Origin of the sequence: Lysinibacillus phoenicis, from assembly GCF_047238325.1 — a bacterium.
Classification (GTDB): Bacteria; Bacillota; Bacilli; order Bacillales_A; family Planococcaceae; genus Lysinibacillus; species Lysinibacillus irui.
In genome coordinates this window covers 2872894-2889256 of sequence record NZ_JBDFMP010000002.1, presented here as the reverse complement: position 1 = coordinate 2889256, position 16363 = coordinate 2872894, and the positions used below count along the sequence as shown (strand labels likewise).

General features: G+C 37.0%; 17 protein-coding genes. 3 read left to right on the top strand and 14 right to left on the bottom strand.

The window, feature by feature from the left end; genetic code table 11:
• Positions 1–12 precede the first annotated feature (12 nt).
• Complete coding sequence (locus tag ABC382_RS15805) at positions 13–732, top strand: DUF6904 family protein (RefSeq protein ID WP_412926959.1); 720 nt, start codon at positions 13–15, stop codon at positions 730–732.
• 40 nt (positions 733–772) lie between these two features.
• On the opposite strand, the gene ABC382_RS15800 is transcribed toward ABC382_RS15805, so the two are convergent.
• The 12 genes from ABC382_RS15800 to ABC382_RS15745 all read right to left on the bottom strand — a co-directional run bounded on the left by ABC382_RS15800 (position 773) and on the right by ABC382_RS15745 (position 12660).
• A complete protein-coding gene (locus tag ABC382_RS15800) occupies positions 773–1270 on the bottom strand; it encodes a cupin domain-containing protein (protein ID WP_322611866.1) in 498 nt (165 codons plus the stop codon).
• A 116-nt stretch (positions 1271–1386) separates the two neighbouring features.
• The gene (locus ABC382_RS15795; RefSeq protein WP_048395515.1) at positions 1387–2094 is read right to left on the bottom strand and encodes an ABC transporter ATP-binding protein; all 708 of its coding nucleotides are present in this window, start codon (positions 2092–2094) and stop codon (positions 1387–1389) included.
• Positions 2094–2873 carry an ABC transporter ATP-binding protein gene (locus tag ABC382_RS15790; protein ID WP_274794994.1) on the bottom strand — a complete coding sequence of 260 codons (780 nt, stop codon included), beginning with the start codon at positions 2871–2873 and terminating at the stop codon, positions 2094–2096. The genes ABC382_RS15795 and ABC382_RS15790 overlap by 1 nt, the downstream gene beginning before the upstream one ends.
• Entirely contained in the window at positions 2873–3808 is a 936-nt protein-coding gene (locus tag ABC382_RS15785; RefSeq protein ID WP_274794995.1) for a branched-chain amino acid ABC transporter permease, read from the bottom strand. Before ABC382_RS15785 ends, ABC382_RS15790 begins: the two co-directional genes overlap by 1 nt.
• Before the next feature lie 12 nt (positions 3809–3820).
• The gene (locus ABC382_RS15780; RefSeq protein ID WP_274794996.1) at positions 3821–4696 is read right to left on the bottom strand and encodes a branched-chain amino acid ABC transporter permease; all 876 of its coding nucleotides are present in this window, start codon (positions 4694–4696) and stop codon (positions 3821–3823) included.
• 147 nt (positions 4697–4843) lie between these two features.
• Positions 4844–6064 carry an ABC transporter substrate-binding protein gene (locus tag ABC382_RS15775; RefSeq protein WP_312506394.1) on the bottom strand — a complete coding sequence of 407 codons (1221 nt, stop codon included), beginning with the start codon at positions 6062–6064 and terminating at the stop codon, positions 4844–4846.
• Between the two features lie 420 nt (positions 6065–6484).
• The gene (locus tag ABC382_RS15770) at positions 6485–7087 is read right to left on the bottom strand and encodes a class I SAM-dependent methyltransferase (protein ID WP_274794998.1); all 603 of its coding nucleotides are present in this window, start codon (positions 7085–7087) and stop codon (positions 6485–6487) included.
• 87 nt (positions 7088–7174) lie between these two features.
• Positions 7175–8950: a CotH kinase family protein gene (locus ABC382_RS15765; protein ID WP_322611867.1), complete on the bottom strand. Its 1776-nt coding sequence runs from the start codon at positions 8948–8950 to the stop codon at positions 7175–7177.
• Positions 8951–8992: 42 nt separating this feature from the next.
• Positions 8993–9676 carry a DUF4956 domain-containing protein gene (locus tag ABC382_RS15760; protein WP_274795000.1) on the bottom strand — a complete coding sequence of 228 codons (684 nt, stop codon included), beginning with the start codon at positions 9674–9676 and terminating at the stop codon, positions 8993–8995.
• A gap of 17 nt (positions 9677–9693) precedes the next feature.
• A complete protein-coding gene (locus ABC382_RS15755; protein ID WP_312506391.1) occupies positions 9694–10395 on the bottom strand; it encodes a polyphosphate polymerase domain-containing protein in 702 nt (233 codons plus the stop codon).
• A gap of 179 nt (positions 10396–10574) precedes the next feature.
• Positions 10575–11990, bottom strand: coding sequence for a sensor histidine kinase (locus ABC382_RS15750; RefSeq protein WP_322611868.1), 1416 nt, complete (start codon positions 11988–11990; stop codon positions 10575–10577).
• On the bottom strand, positions 11974–12660 hold the full coding sequence (locus ABC382_RS15745; protein WP_322611869.1) for a response regulator transcription factor: 687 nt from the start codon (positions 12658–12660) through the stop codon (positions 11974–11976). The genes ABC382_RS15750 and ABC382_RS15745 overlap by 17 nt, the downstream gene beginning before the upstream one ends.
• A 217-nt stretch (positions 12661–12877) precedes the next feature.
• On the opposite strand from ABC382_RS15745, the gene ABC382_RS15740 reads away from it, so the two are divergent.
• Entirely contained in the window at positions 12878–13213 is a 336-nt protein-coding gene (locus ABC382_RS15740) for a heme oxygenase (RefSeq protein WP_274795005.1), read from the top strand.
• Between the two features lie 106 nt (positions 13214–13319).
• Here the strand turns inward: ABC382_RS15740 and ABC382_RS15735 are convergent, their stop codons facing one another.
• Positions 13320–14339: a YeiH family protein gene (locus tag ABC382_RS15735; protein ID WP_412926958.1), complete on the bottom strand. Its 1020-nt coding sequence runs from the start codon at positions 14337–14339 to the stop codon at positions 13320–13322.
• A gap of 113 nt (positions 14340–14452) precedes the next feature.
• Between ABC382_RS15735 and ABC382_RS15730 the strand changes: the two genes are divergently transcribed.
• Entirely contained in the window at positions 14453–15334 is an 882-nt protein-coding gene (locus ABC382_RS15730) for a LysR family transcriptional regulator (protein WP_274795007.1), read from the top strand.
• 15 nt (positions 15335–15349) lie between these two features.
• Here ABC382_RS15730 and ABC382_RS15725 read toward each other — a convergent pair whose 3' ends face one another.
• Positions 15350–16267 (bottom strand): LysR family transcriptional regulator, encoded by a 918-nt coding sequence (locus ABC382_RS15725; RefSeq protein WP_274795008.1) that lies wholly within the window; start codon positions 16265–16267, stop codon positions 15350–15352.
• Positions 16268–16363: the final 96 nt, after the last annotated feature.

Here is a 16363-nt window from a genome sequence, read left to right as displayed (position 1 = left end):
AGGACGGGGACTATGTTAGCTATTCAAAGTACAGAGCAACTCACAGGGGTACGAATTAGTGCCGATTATTGGGATTTAGACGAATTAATCAACGCTATTTATAAGGTAACTGGGGACGAAAACAAATACTATGATTATCAGGGTCCTCGACTACGTATTTTAAGCGTTTGCTACAAACTAAGACATGCTATGCTCGGTGAACATCACCTCGAGTTTGTCGGTAATGGACTTAATAAGAATGTCCTTACCCAACATGAACTGATCTTCCCAAATAAAAATGTTTATTTTGCCACAGAAATTCTTTGGCCAGAAATAATCTTTTGTGCCATTGCATTAAATGATTTTATTGATTTACACCAAAAATTAAACAAAGCGGCTATGTGGAATAATGAGATGGCTATTATCCGCAAGTTTCAAGCAGCTATTCCTAATTGTTTAGAACAAGAAGTTAATGAGGAAGATTATATGGTTTTTTTAAGAATGCTTCATACTAAAAATCCGTTAACCTTCCGCTTTGCTACACAGTATGTGGATGTTCTGAATCTAGAATATATCCAATTAAGTAAAGAGGAACGTAAAGCACATTTAGCTGCATTTGCTGTACGCTTGCTGGTAGAGGACCATGAATATGTTGCTTTAAAAGCCCATCTAATGGAAGCAGCGATTGCGACTAAAAAAGCGTTACATGATATTCAAATTCAGCTCAATTATCCTGAAGAGATATTATGGTAAAAAAAGATGCCGTCTCATAAGCAATGAGACGGCTATTTTTCTACATGATTTTTTTGTATGCCATTTTACGAATAACTTCCTCATGCTGAGGATAATCCGCTAAAAGCTCCTCTTGTGTAAATAATTCAAAATCCTCAAAATCAAAACCAGGTGCTACCATACATCCAACTAAACTAAACGTATCAGATTCCTCAACTGATGAGCCAAAAATTGTATTTTTCGGCACTGCAATTTGTGGTACTTCTCCAGCTCCTACGTTCAAGCCTAGCTTCTTCGCCTCATATGTACCATCTGGAAAGATCATATGTACTGTTAGTGGGCCTCCTGCGTGATAATACCATAGTTCGTCTGATTGCAATCGATGTAAGTGTGATATATCTTGCGATCGTAATAAGAAATAAATACTAGTATAAATTGGTCTCTGAACATCTCTCACTGCTATATTATCTGAAGCACGAAATGATGATACATAATAACCTCCTTCTGAATGTTCGGCTAAATTTAATTGTTTAATAAAATATTGTGCTGAATACTTCAAAAAGCATCTCTCCTTTTTTCCACCTTACCAAAAAATAAAGTAAACATGCTACTTTTGATTATTTAATAACAAGGAAAACCAAAAGGGCATCTCATTTCTGAGACACCCTTCTAATTTTATAGGCCACCTAAATAAGCCGCTTTTACTTGCTCGCTCTCCTGAAGCTCTTTTGCCGAACCAGATAAAACAATACGTCCCGTTTCAAGTACATAGGCACGGTTAGCGACAGATAAGGCCATATTCGCATTTTGCTCTACAAGGAGTACAGTTGTACCCTCTTTATTGACTTGCTCAATAATATTAAAGATGTTTTTAACCATCAATGGTGCAAGTCCCATGGAAGGTTCATCCATTAATAGTAGCTTTGGCTTCGCCATTAAAGCACGCCCCATTGCGAGCATTTGCTGTTCCCCACCCGACAATGTACCTGATTGCTGCTTGCGGCGCTCTAATAGCCGTGGAAATAACTCGAAAACATGATCCATATCTTTTTTAATACCTGCTTTATCATTTCTTAGATATGCTCCAAGCTCTAAATTTTCCTCCACTGACATATTGGCAAAAACACGACGACCTTCAGGAACGTGAGAAATCCCCGACTTCACAATGGTTTGAGCAGCTTTCCCGGCAATAGAAAAGCCTTCATATTCAATAATGCCACCTTTGGGCTTCAATAAACCTGACAATGTCTTTAACAACGTACTTTTTCCAGCACCATTTGCACCGATTAACGTTACAATTTCACCCTCGTTTACTTCTAAAGAGAGGCCCTTTAATGCTTGAATGTTGCCATAAAAAACATCTATATTTTGTACTTTTAGCATTAGCCGATAACCTCCTCGCCAAGGTACGCTTCAATTACCTTTGGATTGTTGCGAATTTCTTCTGGTGTCCCATCAGCGATTAATTGTCCATGATCGAGTACATATATGCGTTCACAAATACCCATAACTAGGCTCATATCATGCTCAATAAGCAAAATTGTTAAGCCAAACTCTTTACGAATAAAAGCAATTAACTCCATTAAATCATGTGTTTCCTGTGGGTTCATACCTGCTGCTGGCTCATCTAATAAAAGGAGCTTTGGCTTTGCTGCCAATGCACGAGCAATTTCTAAACGACGCTGCATCCCGTATGGTAAATTTTTTGCTAGTTCATCTTTATAGACGTCTAAGCCAAAGATTTTTAAGAACTCTATGGATTGAAGCTCCATTTCTGCCTCACCTTTGAAGTGGTTGGGCAAACGAAAAATTGAAGACCACATTGAATGCTTAGCAAGCGAATGGTTGGCTACCTTAACATTGTCTAAAACAGATAGCTCTTTAAAGAGACGAATATTTTGGAATGTACGACTAATCCCCTTTTGTGTAACTTGGAATGGTGCAAGTCCATTTAATTTCTTACCATCAAAAGTAATAGTGCCTTCTGTCGGTGTATAGACTCCCGTCAACATATTAAAGCTAGTTGTTTTCCCTGCACCGTTAGGTCCAATAAGCCCTACCAATTCGCCTTGATTAAGGTACATGTTAACTCCCTGTACCGCCTTTAAACCACCGAATTGAATACCCATGTTTTCAACATTGATAAGAAGGTTTCCAGTCATTATTTCGTACCTCCTTTTTTACCAAACTTAAATAAATCAGTAATTTCTTTTGTTCCCATTAAGCCTGTTGGACGATAAAGCATTACGATAATTAAAACTAAACTATAAATGATCATACGAGTCTCTGGGAAGTTTGCTAGATACGTAGATACTACTGTTAGGAAAATCGCAGCAATCACTGATCCTGAAAGACTACCTAACCCACCCAGTACAACATAAATTAAAATATCAAAAGACTTTAAGAAGCCGAAAGTCGTCGGCTGAATAATATAAAAGTTATGGGCGAAGATAGCTCCAGCTAGACCGGCAAAGAAAGAGCCAATCGCAAATGCAACAACCTTATAATAAGTTGTATTAATACCCATAGCATCTGCTGCAATCTCGTCTTCACGAATGGAAATACATGCACGACCATGTCGAGAATTTGTAAAGTTTGAGATAACTAGGATGGTTAACACTACACCAAAGAATGCATACGTCCAGTTAGATAAATATTTAACCTGCATCCCTGCTGCACCACCAACATAATCCGTATTTAAGAAGATAATACGAATAATCTCTGCAAAACCTAGTGTGGCAATCGCTAAATAATCACCTTTTAAGCGAAGAGTTGGAATACCTACAATAAGACCTGCAATGGCTGCTGCAACTGCCCCTAATAAGATAGCCAGTGGGAATGGCAACATTAACTTTGTTGTTATGATAGCAGATACATATGCTCCCACAGCAAGGAACCCAGCATGCCCAATCGAGAATTGTCCAGTAACCCCAATAACAATATGCAAGCTGACAGCCAACATGATGTTAATACACATAGTAATCAACATATTTTTATAGTACATATCAATTACTTCAGTCGTAATTAACAATTGTACAACGGCATAGATGACTAGCGCTATTACGGCATAGCCCCAGAAAACTTTAGACTTTTTCATAAAACCGCTCACCTACACTTTCTCACGGGCGTTTTTACCAAAGATACCCGATGGTCTGAAGATTAAGATTAAAATTAAAATAACGAATGCTGCAGCATCACGCCATAACGAGAAGCCTAAAGCACTTACTAATGACTCTACAACACCTAGTAACATACCACCGACCATAGCTCCAGGAATGATACCAATTCCACCAAGAACAGCTGCGATAAATGCCTTAACTCCTGGTATTACCCCCATTAACGGGTCAATTTTTGTATAATAAACACCGAAGATAACACCTGCTGCACCAGCTAAAGCAGAACCAATAGCAAATGTTGCAGAGATTGTATTATCAACGTTAATGCCCATTAAACGAGCTGCATCCGCATCATGGGAAACGGCACGCATGGCTTTCCCAATTTTTGTTTTATGTACGATGAATTGTAAAAGAATCATCAGTACAATTGCGACTGATAAAATTAAGATGGATGTACTGCTAATTTGTACCCCGAAAATATCAAATGATTTATTCTTAAAAACTTCAGGATAGGCTGCCGGTTGAGCACCTCTGAAGAAAATCGTTGTATACTCAATTAACAACGACACACCAATCGCTGTAATTAGCGCTGCGATACGTGTTGCATTTCGTAGACGTTTATAGGCAATACGTTCAATTAAAACACCAAAAATTGCACAAATGGCCATGGCCAATAATAATGCCGGGAAGAAGCCAAGCTCCCATTTAGCAATTGCGTAAAAGCCAATAAATGACCCGATCATGAAGACATCACCATGAGCAAAGTTAATCAGCTTAATAATCCCGTATACCATCGTATACCCTAACGCTATTAACGCGTAGATACTTCCAAGTGAAATACCATTCACAAGCTGCTGTATCCATTCCATGCGTATTCACTCCTTTAAATTGTCTGAAAATTGAAAAATCAGTACATACATCTTTACTAAAAAGTTATGATTTACTCTACCATTCTAGTTATCTAAAACATAAAAAAGGGAAGGCGTGTTTACCCGCCTCCCCTTGCTTACAAAACATTAAGGATTAACTTTAGAGTTGAACACTTGTTTACCGTCTTTAAATTCAAGAACTGTTGCTGTTTTAATTGGGTTATGATTTTCGTCAACTGAGAATGTACCTGTTACTAAAGAAAGATCTTTTGTTGCAGCTAATTCATTTTTAATTGCTTCCCCATCCGTAGAACCTGCACGTTTAATCGCATCCGCAATGTAGTAAATTGAGTCATATCCAAGTGCGTTGAATGCGTCAGGCGCTTTGTCTCCATTTGCAGCTTTAAATGCCTTTACGAAATCTTGAATTTTTTGATCTGGGTCTTCAGCAGAATAGTGGTTTGTGATGTATGTGTTATTCAATGCATCAGCGCCAGCTAGTTCTATTAAAGTTGGAGAATCCCAACCATCAGCACCCATTAGAGGTACATCAATACCCATCTCACGTGCTTGTTTTACGATTAATCCAACTTCTTCATAATATCCAGGGATGAAGATAAAGTCTGGATTTGCAGCTTTAATATTTGTTAATTGTGTACGGAAGTCTGTATCCTTCGCTACATATGCTTCTTCTTTTACAACTTTTCCGCCACTCTTAGTAATCGTTTCTTTAAAGGATTTTGCTAAACCTTTTGCATAATCTGATGCGTTATCTGCGAAGATAGCTACGTTTTTCGCATCTAGCTCACCAGAAGCGAAGTTAGCTGCCACAATCCCTTGGAATGGGTCAATAAAGCAAGTACGGAATGCATATTCATTAACACTACCATCTTCGTTCACTGTAATATTTGGAGCCGTACCTGAACCAGTAACAATCGGAATTTTATTATCATTAGCAATTTGAACCGTTGCTACTGTATTCCCCGATGTTGCAGGTGCAAGCATTGCTACTACTTTATCTTGTGTTGCTAGTTTAATAGCGGCCGCAGTTGCCTCAGAGTTTTCAGATTTATTATCTACTTTAATCAGTTCAATTTTCTTACCATCAATACCGCCAGCATCATTAATTTCTTTTACAGCAAGTTCTGCGCCTAGACCAATTGAAGAACCATAAGATGCTACATTCCCTGAAAGTTCTAAGTTTGCTCCGATTTTAATTGTATCGCCGTCAGATGAACCTCCACCTGATGAAGAACCTCCACCAGAACTTGAATCGTCTCCGTTACCGCAACCCGCAAGAACACCAGCAAGTAATGAAGATGCTACTAAAAGTGAACCGAACTTCTTAAGCTTTTTGCTCTCTTTCATAATTAAATTCCCCCTGAAAGTTTCTCAAATATTAGATATTTCAGATAATTATAAACAATTACATTCATTTGCTCAATAGCAAAAATAATTATTTATAACTACCTTAAACAAATGAAAAATATTATTCATATAAGCCTTTTACATTGTAAAACATTCTTTATATTTAGTCTAGAGTGATTTTTCAGTATAATTAGTTATTTGTGAATTATCTTTTAATTAGGTTTTTAATCTAGTGCTAAACTCTTAGATAGAATCACTTTTTCACAATAAAGTTTAGCTAATTATAATGTCTCCTATTACTACTACGATTATTTCCCTGAAAATAATCGCGCGAATAATCATGAAACTCTCATTCACGTCACTTAAAACTGTGTAATATTTGAAAATAGTAAAAAGCTTAGAACGGGTTTCTCCAAGGCTCTAAGCTTTTTTTAATACGAATACACAAAGACGTTCATTAATATTTGTTTCATTTTCTAAATTGACTTCATGAAGTAATTCAAATGGCGTTCCCTGATGTAAAAACTGTAAATAATCATATGGTGGATAATATAAAATTATATGAATATCTCGCATTTGCTGCTCATAGGATTTCCAAATATTATGAATGACTGTGCGAAAAATATGAATCGAAAAAGGATTAAAAAAGAAAAATACATTATCGCGTGGCTTTATTTCATAAGCCTCAGCTATCGTATGAATAAATGTAATAGGTGCATGTGCTCGTACCTTTTGGAGATAATTACGTTTATTATCTTCAGCTTCTGCATAAAACCCTGCATCCATTTCTACCCCAATGGTTGGAATATGAAATTTATGGTACACATAAATAGGAACACGCCCTTTTCCACACCCCATATCAATAAATACAGGATGATCAGGCATCTCATATGCTGCAAATAATTGTTCCAATCCTTTGTAGGGTGTAGGCTCATAACGATGGTAGTGTGCAAGCTTAGGAAAACCATATTGTTCTCCAACCGTGTTAATATGCAAAAGTTTATCAAACTGCTGTTCATTCATATGAAAGACTCCTCTGAAAAGAATGCTTTATTTTAGCACGATAAAAAGCAAAAACCATACCCAAAAGTTTTGGATATGGTTACTTTTTTACTGACCCCTACGCTTGAATCGAACAACAAAGAGGAGTGCTAGGAGAAGAATCACTAGGCAAGCAACTGCTGTAAATACTGTTTGTTTATCGATAACAGGTGCTCGATAGGATGTTTCAATAGCCGCATTCGGCATAGGCATACCTATCAGATCTCCATTTTCATCCGGGCGTTGCATTTGTTCCCCATTCTGTCCTTCTCTTGGACCATTGCCCTCCTTGTTAAACGGTGGGCCCTGTGATGGATCAAAATCCTCTGGGAGCTGACTCGCATCAAAATCATCTGGCATAGAATTTATTTCACCATTTTCATTTGGAGTGCGTATCCCCCTATTCTGAGAGGCTGTAGAAGCTTCTACGACAAGTTCACCCGACAGTTGCTTTAAAATAGATTGAGAGCGCTGTTTAGCAAATTCAGGTAAGCTATTTTCACCTTCAACCGCTTCTAAAAACTGCTCTGTGGTAGAAAATTTAGTTGGATCTGCTTCAACATAAGTAGTTAATAAAACTGCTAACTTTTTAGTAATCGATTGCACATAGTCTTCAGTTAAATATGTTGTGGCAAACTCTTCTAAATAACTTTCATATTTATTACGATATTCCTCTTGGGCAAGCAAGGCATTCAACAGTGGTCGCTCCTCTAACGTTGTGCCAGAAACGGGGGTCGTTACACTAAAATTTATAGCACTCTCGGTTAATAAGTTGCTCGACATCCCCATTCCCATGTTAAAGCCACCGCCCTGCCGTTGCTTATTTCCATTAAAATCCTGATCAAGTGATTCATTGTTTTGCTCTAAAGGTCTTTGCATCATAGTAGAATCGTCGGCTGTATTTTGACTATTTCCTCTGTCTCCTCCAACACCAAAGCCACCAAAGGACATATTATAATCCCAAGGAATCATAGAAAAAATTCCATTCTGTTCGTACAAATAGTAGTTATGTTTCATATTTCCTTGATAACTATCTAAATTTACAAGCGCCGTATTGACGGCAAAATAGCGTAACATTTCATCGACATCAATATATTTTTCTATGTCCCCGTTATTATTTATAGCATCTAGCATTTCAACAAACTTTGACTGATCTATATTGCCCTCATTAGTTTTCAAACCAATGCCCGTATAGTCTGCTATATTATCACTTATATATTTCAGATCACTGCCTACCCCATCTGGCTTAAATAAAAAGCCATCATTAGAGCCATAATTTTTAGCTAAGAATGTCTCATCCACTGCTTCTACTCCTAAAAACAAACCTCGATCCTTACCATTTACTGTAACATACATATAAGAATGTGCTGGCGTTGGTATACCCATTTGCTCCATCAATTCATAAGATATATATTCTCTCATCAGTGTAGCGTCACTATAATTATTATTTAAATTTAATTTTTTCAGTCCATATAAACTTTGAGTATCATCATAATAATCAAAATCAATTTTTAAACTATAACGATCAGAGTCACTGTTGACAACCGATCGTAATGATAAATTTCCTTTTGTTCGAATAGCAACATTCTCAATTTTTTTGCCGTTTACTGTAATATCCGCCTGTTTTAACTCCTCAGCAGCTGCATTTTCGAGCATGTCATCCCACTCTTCCTCATTTATCTCGATATCAACTGTCGTTACTTTATTGTTATTAAATACTAGATTCTCATAGGAAAACTCAGAATTTTTCGATTTAATTCCTACATTTGGAAGAACAGCATATATAACGACAAAGAGAAGGAGTAATATTGCCATGAACAGGTAGACTATTCGTGTTTTAATCATAGCTTGCACCTCTCTTTGTAATCCTTTGTATTAATGAGGTCATTACGCTGTGAAATTTCCATCGTAGCTAAGCATGATGGCAGATTTTACACCAGTCACTTTTGTCAGTTCATCCATCAATTGAGCATCATTTTGTTTGACACGAATTTCATATGTTGTTTCAATTTCTTCATTTTGCATTATTGATTTTGACTTAAGGGCGAATTTTTTTGTTTGTGTGGCAATAATTCTCTCCACCTCAGCATTTGCTCGCTCTTCTTCATACTTAACAATCAATAAATAAGGGTTTTCTACTGTAATTTTGTTAACGAATACTAGTAGTACAAGCCCAATTAATACAGCACCTATAATGACTAATGGGATAAAACCTGCACCACATAAAATACCTGAAACAATTGCCCAGAAAATATAAACTAAATCCATTGGATCCTTAATAGGTGTACGGAATCGTACAATGGATAAAGCACCAACCATCCCAAGTGATAACAGAACATTTGAGCTGATTCCCATTATGACAAGTGCTGTTGCCATCGTCATAATTAACAATGATATATTAAACGAATGGGAGTAAATGACACCATTAAAGGTTTTCTTATATACAGCGTAAATGAAAAGTCCGATAAAAAACGCTACTACTAAACCAATAATGGAATCGATTAATGAAAAAGAAGTTGTTTTTTCTAAAAAGTTGGATTTAAATATATCACTAAATTTAATTGTATCCATGTTTATTCTCCTTTGTATTAGCCATACATCCGACTAAGTTGATATTTTGAATAGGCCTCAGCATGTGTATCCACAGACTGTAGCAAATACTTAATGATATCCGGTAAATATTCATCGTATTTTACCTCTAAAATGACAAGATTCGACTCGAGTACATCTACCATAGGCAAGTTTTGATTAAACATATCTGTATTACGCAGACTTGATTGCACCTTACTATCAAAAGTAACTCGCACATTACCGTATGGATAGATATAGGCCTCTCGTTCATAATCCACCACCGTTGTAGGTTTTAATTGGCTATAATACATCTCTTGATATAAGTCTTGAATTAATCCTCGATTGTCTTTTTCCATCCATGATAAATCTCCAACCCGTATTTTTTCATATTCTGTTTGAGATATTGCACATTTAGTTTTAAACGTTAAATTATTTCGTTTACTCTTTCTTTCCAAATTAATAACGGTACTAGATCTTCCATATATGCGTACCCGATATTTATCTCGATTGATATAACCCTCCTTCTTCTCATTCAGCACTTTATTCGCGAAATTATCGAAATACGTACTACGAATTAAATATTTTCCGTCCATACCTGCATGCTTGTCTAACTGCATAACATGCTGAAGCTTCGTTTTTAACAATGTATAATCCGGATAGGAAATGGCTTGTTTAATTTCCTTACGCCCATTTGGATTAAATGAAGTTACTCTAGGCATTTCACACTCACTCTCCCTACTTAATTTCATTGACCATTGAAATATGGCGGTATGACGATCCCAAACTACGTCTTCTCTGTTTGTCGTCTACACTTTTTACTATAAAGAGCATTTGTGTCAGACAGATGTCAGCTTTACACTTTCTTCAACTATTTTTACAATAAAAAACTACTCCGCTTTTATAGCGAAGTAGCTCTTTGTAGCACTAACTCAAAGGACGTTCCTGAGGCATTACTTTCAATTAATATCAAGTCACCTCCACTGGATTGTGCCATCATTTTACTAAGAGGTAACCCTAAACCCAAACCACGAATAGTATATTTTTTATTCTCTCCTCTATAAAAACGCTCAAAAATAAAAGCCTGATCCTCTAGAGGAATTCCGTGACCTGTATCCTTCACAATAATCGATAGTTTATCCCCTCGCTCCTTTAGTATGAGCGTGATCGTTCCTTTATCCATTGCCTGCTTAGCATTAGTTAATAGGTTTGTCATGATTTGTTGAATACGGACAATGTCTACCTGTACATACACTGCTTGTTCAATCAAATGTAAATTTACTTTTACACTGTCTTCATCCTGTAAAACTTCCCATTGCGCCACGGCATCTCGCAACAGCTGATTAACATCCACGGACTGAATTTTAACTGGAATTGCGTCCACAGCAAAATGGTTAAAGGCAAGTAAGTCACCGACCATTGTTTTCATTTTTGTTGTTTCAACCATAGCCATTTCAATAAAATCCATGGCATCCAATCCTGTTACAACACCATCTTTTACAGCTTGTAGTAAGCCACTTATGGAGGTAACAGGTGTTTTCAATTCATGGGTAACGCCCGCTAATAACTCCGTTCGAGTTTTCTCTAGCTGCTCTAATTTGTTTGCCATATTTTCAAAAGATGTAACAAGCTCATAGACCTCTTTTTCCTTACTATCTTGAGGCAAATCAACAGTATAATTACCTTCCTGTATATGCTTGGCTGCCTCTGCTACTTGTTTAATTGGACGAGCTAAACGTTTTGATAAGAAGTAAATAGCAATCCAACCCAATAAGGCTAATGCTCCAATTAATAAAGCAAGCTGACCATATGCTTGGTTAACTCTTGTTAGATTGTCCTTCTTCTCCTTCACAAGTACCCAGCCCAATAACTGATTATTACCTTCTATCTTTCTTTTCACCACATATTCAGGCTCTAGCCCCCCTGTTATTTCCTTCGTACCTTCTTCATCGTCCAACAAGCCCGCTACATTTTTAGCACTACCAGGTGGTACGGGTCGGTTACTTGTAAGAATATTGCCTTCTGTATCAACGACATATAAAATAGGATCTATTTCTCTCATATTAAAGCGCTCTCGATCCCCAATAAAACCTGGGATACCATTTATTGGACCATTATTTGGGTTTGTTGTATCCGTTAAACGATAGACCGTCTCGTCTGCTAAAAATTCCATTAATTCTAATCGATTTTCAAATGTTGTATGGCGAATCCACGCTGCCGAGATGAGAAAAATGATAGCCAATCCTATAAAAAGTGTAAGTAAATAACGGCTTGTCCAATAATGAAGTAAGGATATACGCTTATTTTTTTTGAACACTTAACTGATACCCCAATCCACGTAGCGTTTTTATTTCTCCTTCTTTCACATCCCAATCTTTTAAAGCCCTTCGTAGCCTTTTTATTGCTAAATCTACCGCACGATCACTACCCTCATACTCCCAACCCCAAATTTGATCTATTAGCTGCTCACGGGTAAATGTTTGATTAGGATGATCAACTAAAAACATAAGCACCGATAAATCTCTTGGCGTTAATATAATTTCTTCGCCTCCCAGAAATACTCTATGTGCTTTCCTATCAATTTGGAGCGATCCATAACGTTTTATTGTGGATAAATCTAGGCTTCCTTCGGCACGTCTTAAAACAGCCTTTACTCTTGCAACAACCTCATCCGCTATAAAGGGCTTGGCAATATAATCGTCTGCTCCATGATTAAATCCTTCTAAGCGGTAATTAACCTCTCCTAATGCTGTCAGCATAATAATAGGACACGTACTTAACTCCCTAATCTCCTGTAAAATAGCCCAACCATTTTTTTCTGGTAACATAATATCTAACAACACTAATTCTGGCTTTGTCTTAAGAAACATATCCAAGGCTTCCCCACCATTAAAACATTGTGACACCTCATACCCTACTTTTTGTAAATATACCTTTAAAACCTGACTTATTGCATATTCATCCTCTACTACTAGTATGGTTACCATCGTCATTCACCTCGCTACTAGCTCGCTTTTGGCTTTATTATAGCATCGGATTATGTCAGTTAAATGTCAGCCTTCCCCTGCTCATAACCCCCGTAAGAGAATATCTAGGGGGCATCTATTGACAATGTCTTCCTACGCCAATTATCATTGATTGCGAATGATAATCATTGATAATTCATTCATAGACCTACAAAAATAAAATAAGGGGGGTAATAGCATGATTATTGTGACTAATCGTATTCAAGTAAAGCCAGGCTTTGCTGCAAGAATGGCACCAAACTTCACAAAGCCGGGACCACTTCAACAATTTGAAGGCTTCCATAAAGTAGAGGTATTAATTTCAACCGATGATCCTACTTATGATGAAATGAGTGTAAATATGTATTGGGAATCTAAGGAGCATTTCCAAGCATGGCGTAATAGCGATGCATTTGCTGCAGCCCATCATCGTCCAAATTCGGGTTCTGAGGGAGATAAAGCTGATAGCCCAATTATCGGTAGCAAAATCGTAGTTGCAGAATTAGCAACTTCTATTGAAGCTTTACGTTCATAAACAACAACTAAAATACTTATCTTCTGATTCTATCTAAAAAGCCCTGCACGCTGATCTACCATGCAGGGTCTTTTTTCTATTTAATTAGACACTGTCCAGACCCGTATCAAGTCAAAAATATGACTAGTATATAGCCCAGTATGGATAGACAGACAGAACCAACTAAACCAGCGATAAATGCCTTTACACCAAGCTCCTTAAATGTTTTAATCTCGACATTTAATCCAAGACCAGCCATCGCCATAGCAATTAAAATATAAGCAATATTTACAAATGCTTGCGCCACATTCGCTGGTATTATCCCTAATGAATTGATAGCGCTCATCGCTAAAAACCCTAAAATAAACCATGGAATAATAGACAATGTAAATCCCTTTTTCTCTTCGCTTTTATCCATTTTTCGATAGAAAATACCAATAATAATGGCTACTGGTACTAGCAGTGCAACACGTGTTAATTTCACAATGACAGCTATATCAATTGCTTCATTCCCGCCAGCTGAAGCTGCTGCAATAACGTGGGCGATTTCATGTAATGTACCACCTGCGAAAATTCCATACTCCGTCGGTGTTAAGTCAAGAATAGAGTAGAGTACTGTATAAATAAGTGTAAATACAGTTCCTAATAGGGCCACAATTGCTGCCCCTACTGCCGTTTCCTTTTGATTTGCTTTAATTTGTGGTGCGATTGCCACTACAGCAGCTGCTCCACAAATTGCTGTCCCACAGGCAGTTAATATTCCTAGCTTCTGATCAACTTTGAGCATTTTTGTTAATCCGTAGACAACCATTAACGCAAACAACAAATTAATAACTGCAATCAAGAAAACGCTCGCACCTGCATGATAGATATCCGCTAAATTTAAGCGCATGCCCAATAATATGATTCCCAACCTTAAGAGTTTTTTGCTAGAGAATGCAATCCCCACTTGCCAGGTATCCTGTACTTTAAATGCTGCTCGCCAAGCCATTCCTACTTTAATGGCAATAACCAACTGTCCCAAAATAGAGAAGAAAGGGAATGTAGCAATATATTTCGCTACTAAAGCAATAAGGAGCGTTAACAATATTCCCTTCAAGAAATTTGGAGTAAGGGTGGATTTTTCTTTATTCTGTCTTATAACCATGTTGTTCACTTCTTTCTCCCTTGTTGATTATTACTTTATTAAAAAGCACACTATTAGTAAAATACATATATATAATCGTTATTATTAATATTTCTAATAATAGAGGTGGAGCTATGCAATTCGACGCTTTAAAAACTTTCGTCACACTAGTTGAGGTGAATAACTTTACGAAAACCTCTGAATTACTTCATATTTCTCAACCAAGTGTTAGTCTACACATTAAAAATCTAGAGCAGGAATTACAGACAACCTTATTTATTCGTTCACCTAAGTCTGTACAAATTACACCAACTGGTGAAATTCTTTATAAAAGAGCTAAACAAATCATGGCTATTGCGGAAGCAGCGAGAGAAGACATAGCAGCCTACCATCAAGAGGTCCAAGGTACACTAGTAATAGGGGCGAGTTTTACGATTGGAGAATATATATTGCCTCCCATCATAGCAGGCTTGCAGCAGCAGTTCCCGCAGCTTGAGCTTCAAGTTATTATTGGCAATACAAAAGAAATCATTCAATATACAAAATTATTGCAAGTTGATATTGGTCTCATAGAAGGGCAGGCTCATGATAATGAACTATTGATTAAACCATTTATGAAGGATGAGCTATTTATTGTCAGTGCCAGCAATCATCCTCTCACAAGGGAACAACCTATTACTGCTGACAAACTTCAACAGCAAAGTTGGGTTGCACGTGAAGAAGGGTCTGGAACACGCTATTATTTAGATCATTTATTCAGAGCAAATGGTCTACAGATTCATTCCCTTTTGACTATTAGCAGTAATCAAGGGGTCAAGGAGAGCGTTATCCAAGGACTTGGACTTTCCCTGCTGTCTGCCTGTGTGATTGAACGTGAATTAAAAAATGGCGATATGACCATTTTGCCACTTGAAGGACAGCATTTTATGCGGACATTTTCTTATCTTTGCTCACCAACCGTGAAAAATAAACGCAATGTCGACATTCTCATTGATGTATTAAAAAAGAAAGCTTAGCAACTTTTCTAGTCGCTAAGCTTTCCTGATTGTCCTTCTCGTATTCAAACTTTTTGATTCAATGATTTCGACAAATTTTGTCGCGGCTCTAGAAAGAGGTACTGTTTTCAAATAACACATACCAATACTTCTTGCCGGGATACTTTCCTTTAAGGTTAATTCGTAGAGGTGACCTCGTTGAAGATAATCCTTTGAAAACTCCTTTGTTACACACGCAATGCCGAGGTTACTACGGGCAAACTCTAGCACTAGATCGTGGGAGCCTAGCTCAAACTCTGGTTCAATATAGATCCCTCTTGCAAGGAGATAATCTTCTACATATTTTCGTGAATTTGATTTTTTCTCAAGGAAAATAAGTGGGAATTTCAACAGATCCTCATAGCGTAAACTTTTAGATGATAGTGTTTTATACTTCTCCCCGCAGACAAAGATATCTTGAATATCTGTGCATACTGTTAACTGTAAAGTAGAATCTTCTATTGGAAAATTACAAAATCCTATATCTACCTCACCTGATTTAATAAAATTACAAATCTCAGAGGTTGTACCATTTAGCATCTGTAATTTAATATTCGGATACATAGTATGAAACGCTTCTAAATAAGGCATTAAAAAGAAGCGAGAAATGGTATCTCCTACCCCAATCTTTAATTGCCCTGTCGTTAAATTTTTAAATTCCAGTAACTTCTCTTCTCCAGCATCTAGAAGTCCTAAAGCTGAATTTGTATATTCGAAAAGTAGGCTGCCCTCTGTGGTCAAAGTCACACCTTTCGGGGTCCGATTAAAAAGACGTGTACCGAGCTCTTTCTCCAATTGCATCATAGCCTGACTAACAGCTGGCTGTGTCATGTATAAATCCTTAGCAGCCCTCGAAAAGCTATTATTTTTTGCTACAACACTAAAAACGCGATATAAATCTAATTTCCCTATCATATAAGCACCCCTTATAGCTATTATATGAACTATTAATTTTACTTATATCATTAATGAAGAGTATAGTAAAATCATATGGATTTTATTTCATTTGAC

What these genes read in the sequence shown, in the direction of transcription:
- ABC382_RS15780 (WP_274794996.1), bottom strand. Translation starts at nt 4,696, where the DNA reads ATGGAATGGATACAGCAGCTTGTGAATGGTATTTCACTTGGAAGTATC.
- ABC382_RS15790 (WP_274794994.1), bottom strand. Translation starts at nt 2,873, where the DNA reads ATGACTGGAAACCTTCTTATCAATGTTGAAAACATGGGTATTCAATTC.
- ABC382_RS15785 (WP_274794995.1), bottom strand. Translation starts at nt 3,808, where the DNA reads ATGAAAAAGTCTAAAGTTTTCTGGGGCTATGCCGTAATAGCGCTAGTC.
- ABC382_RS15730 (WP_274795007.1), top strand. Translation starts at nt 14,453, where the DNA reads ATGCAATTCGACGCTTTAAAAACTTTCGTCACACTAGTTGAGGTGAAT.
- ABC382_RS15745 (WP_322611869.1), bottom strand. Translation starts at nt 12,660, where the DNA reads ATGGTAACCATACTAGTAGTAGAGGATGAATATGCAATAAGTCAGGTT.
- ABC382_RS15770 (WP_274794998.1), bottom strand. Translation starts at nt 7,087, where the DNA reads ATGAATGAACAGCAGTTTGATAAACTTTTGCATATTAACACGGTTGGA.
- ABC382_RS15765 (WP_322611867.1), bottom strand. Translation starts at nt 8,950, where the DNA reads ATGATTAAAACACGAATAGTCTACCTGTTCATGGCAATATTACTCCTT.
- ABC382_RS15735 (WP_412926958.1), bottom strand. Translation starts at nt 14,339, where the DNA reads ATGGTTATAAGACAGAATAAAGAAAAATCCACCCTTACTCCAAATTTC.
- ABC382_RS15755 (WP_312506391.1), bottom strand. Translation starts at nt 10,395, where the DNA reads ATGCCTAGAGTAACTTCATTTAATCCAAATGGGCGTAAGGAAATTAAA.
- ABC382_RS15775 (WP_312506394.1), bottom strand. Translation starts at nt 6,064, where the DNA reads ATGAAAGAGAGCAAAAAGCTTAAGAAGTTCGGTTCACTTTTAGTAGCA.
- ABC382_RS15740 (WP_274795005.1), top strand. Translation starts at nt 12,878, where the DNA reads ATGATTATTGTGACTAATCGTATTCAAGTAAAGCCAGGCTTTGCTGCA.
- ABC382_RS15805 (WP_412926959.1), top strand. Translation starts at nt 13, where the DNA reads ATGTTAGCTATTCAAAGTACAGAGCAACTCACAGGGGTACGAATTAGT.
- ABC382_RS15795 (WP_048395515.1), bottom strand. Translation starts at nt 2,094, where the DNA reads ATGCTAAAAGTACAAAATATAGATGTTTTTTATGGCAACATTCAAGCA.
- ABC382_RS15725 (WP_274795008.1), bottom strand. Translation starts at nt 16,267, where the DNA reads ATGATAGGGAAATTAGATTTATATCGCGTTTTTAGTGTTGTAGCAAAA.
- ABC382_RS15760 (WP_274795000.1), bottom strand. Translation starts at nt 9,676, where the DNA reads ATGGATACAATTAAATTTAGTGATATATTTAAATCCAACTTTTTAGAA.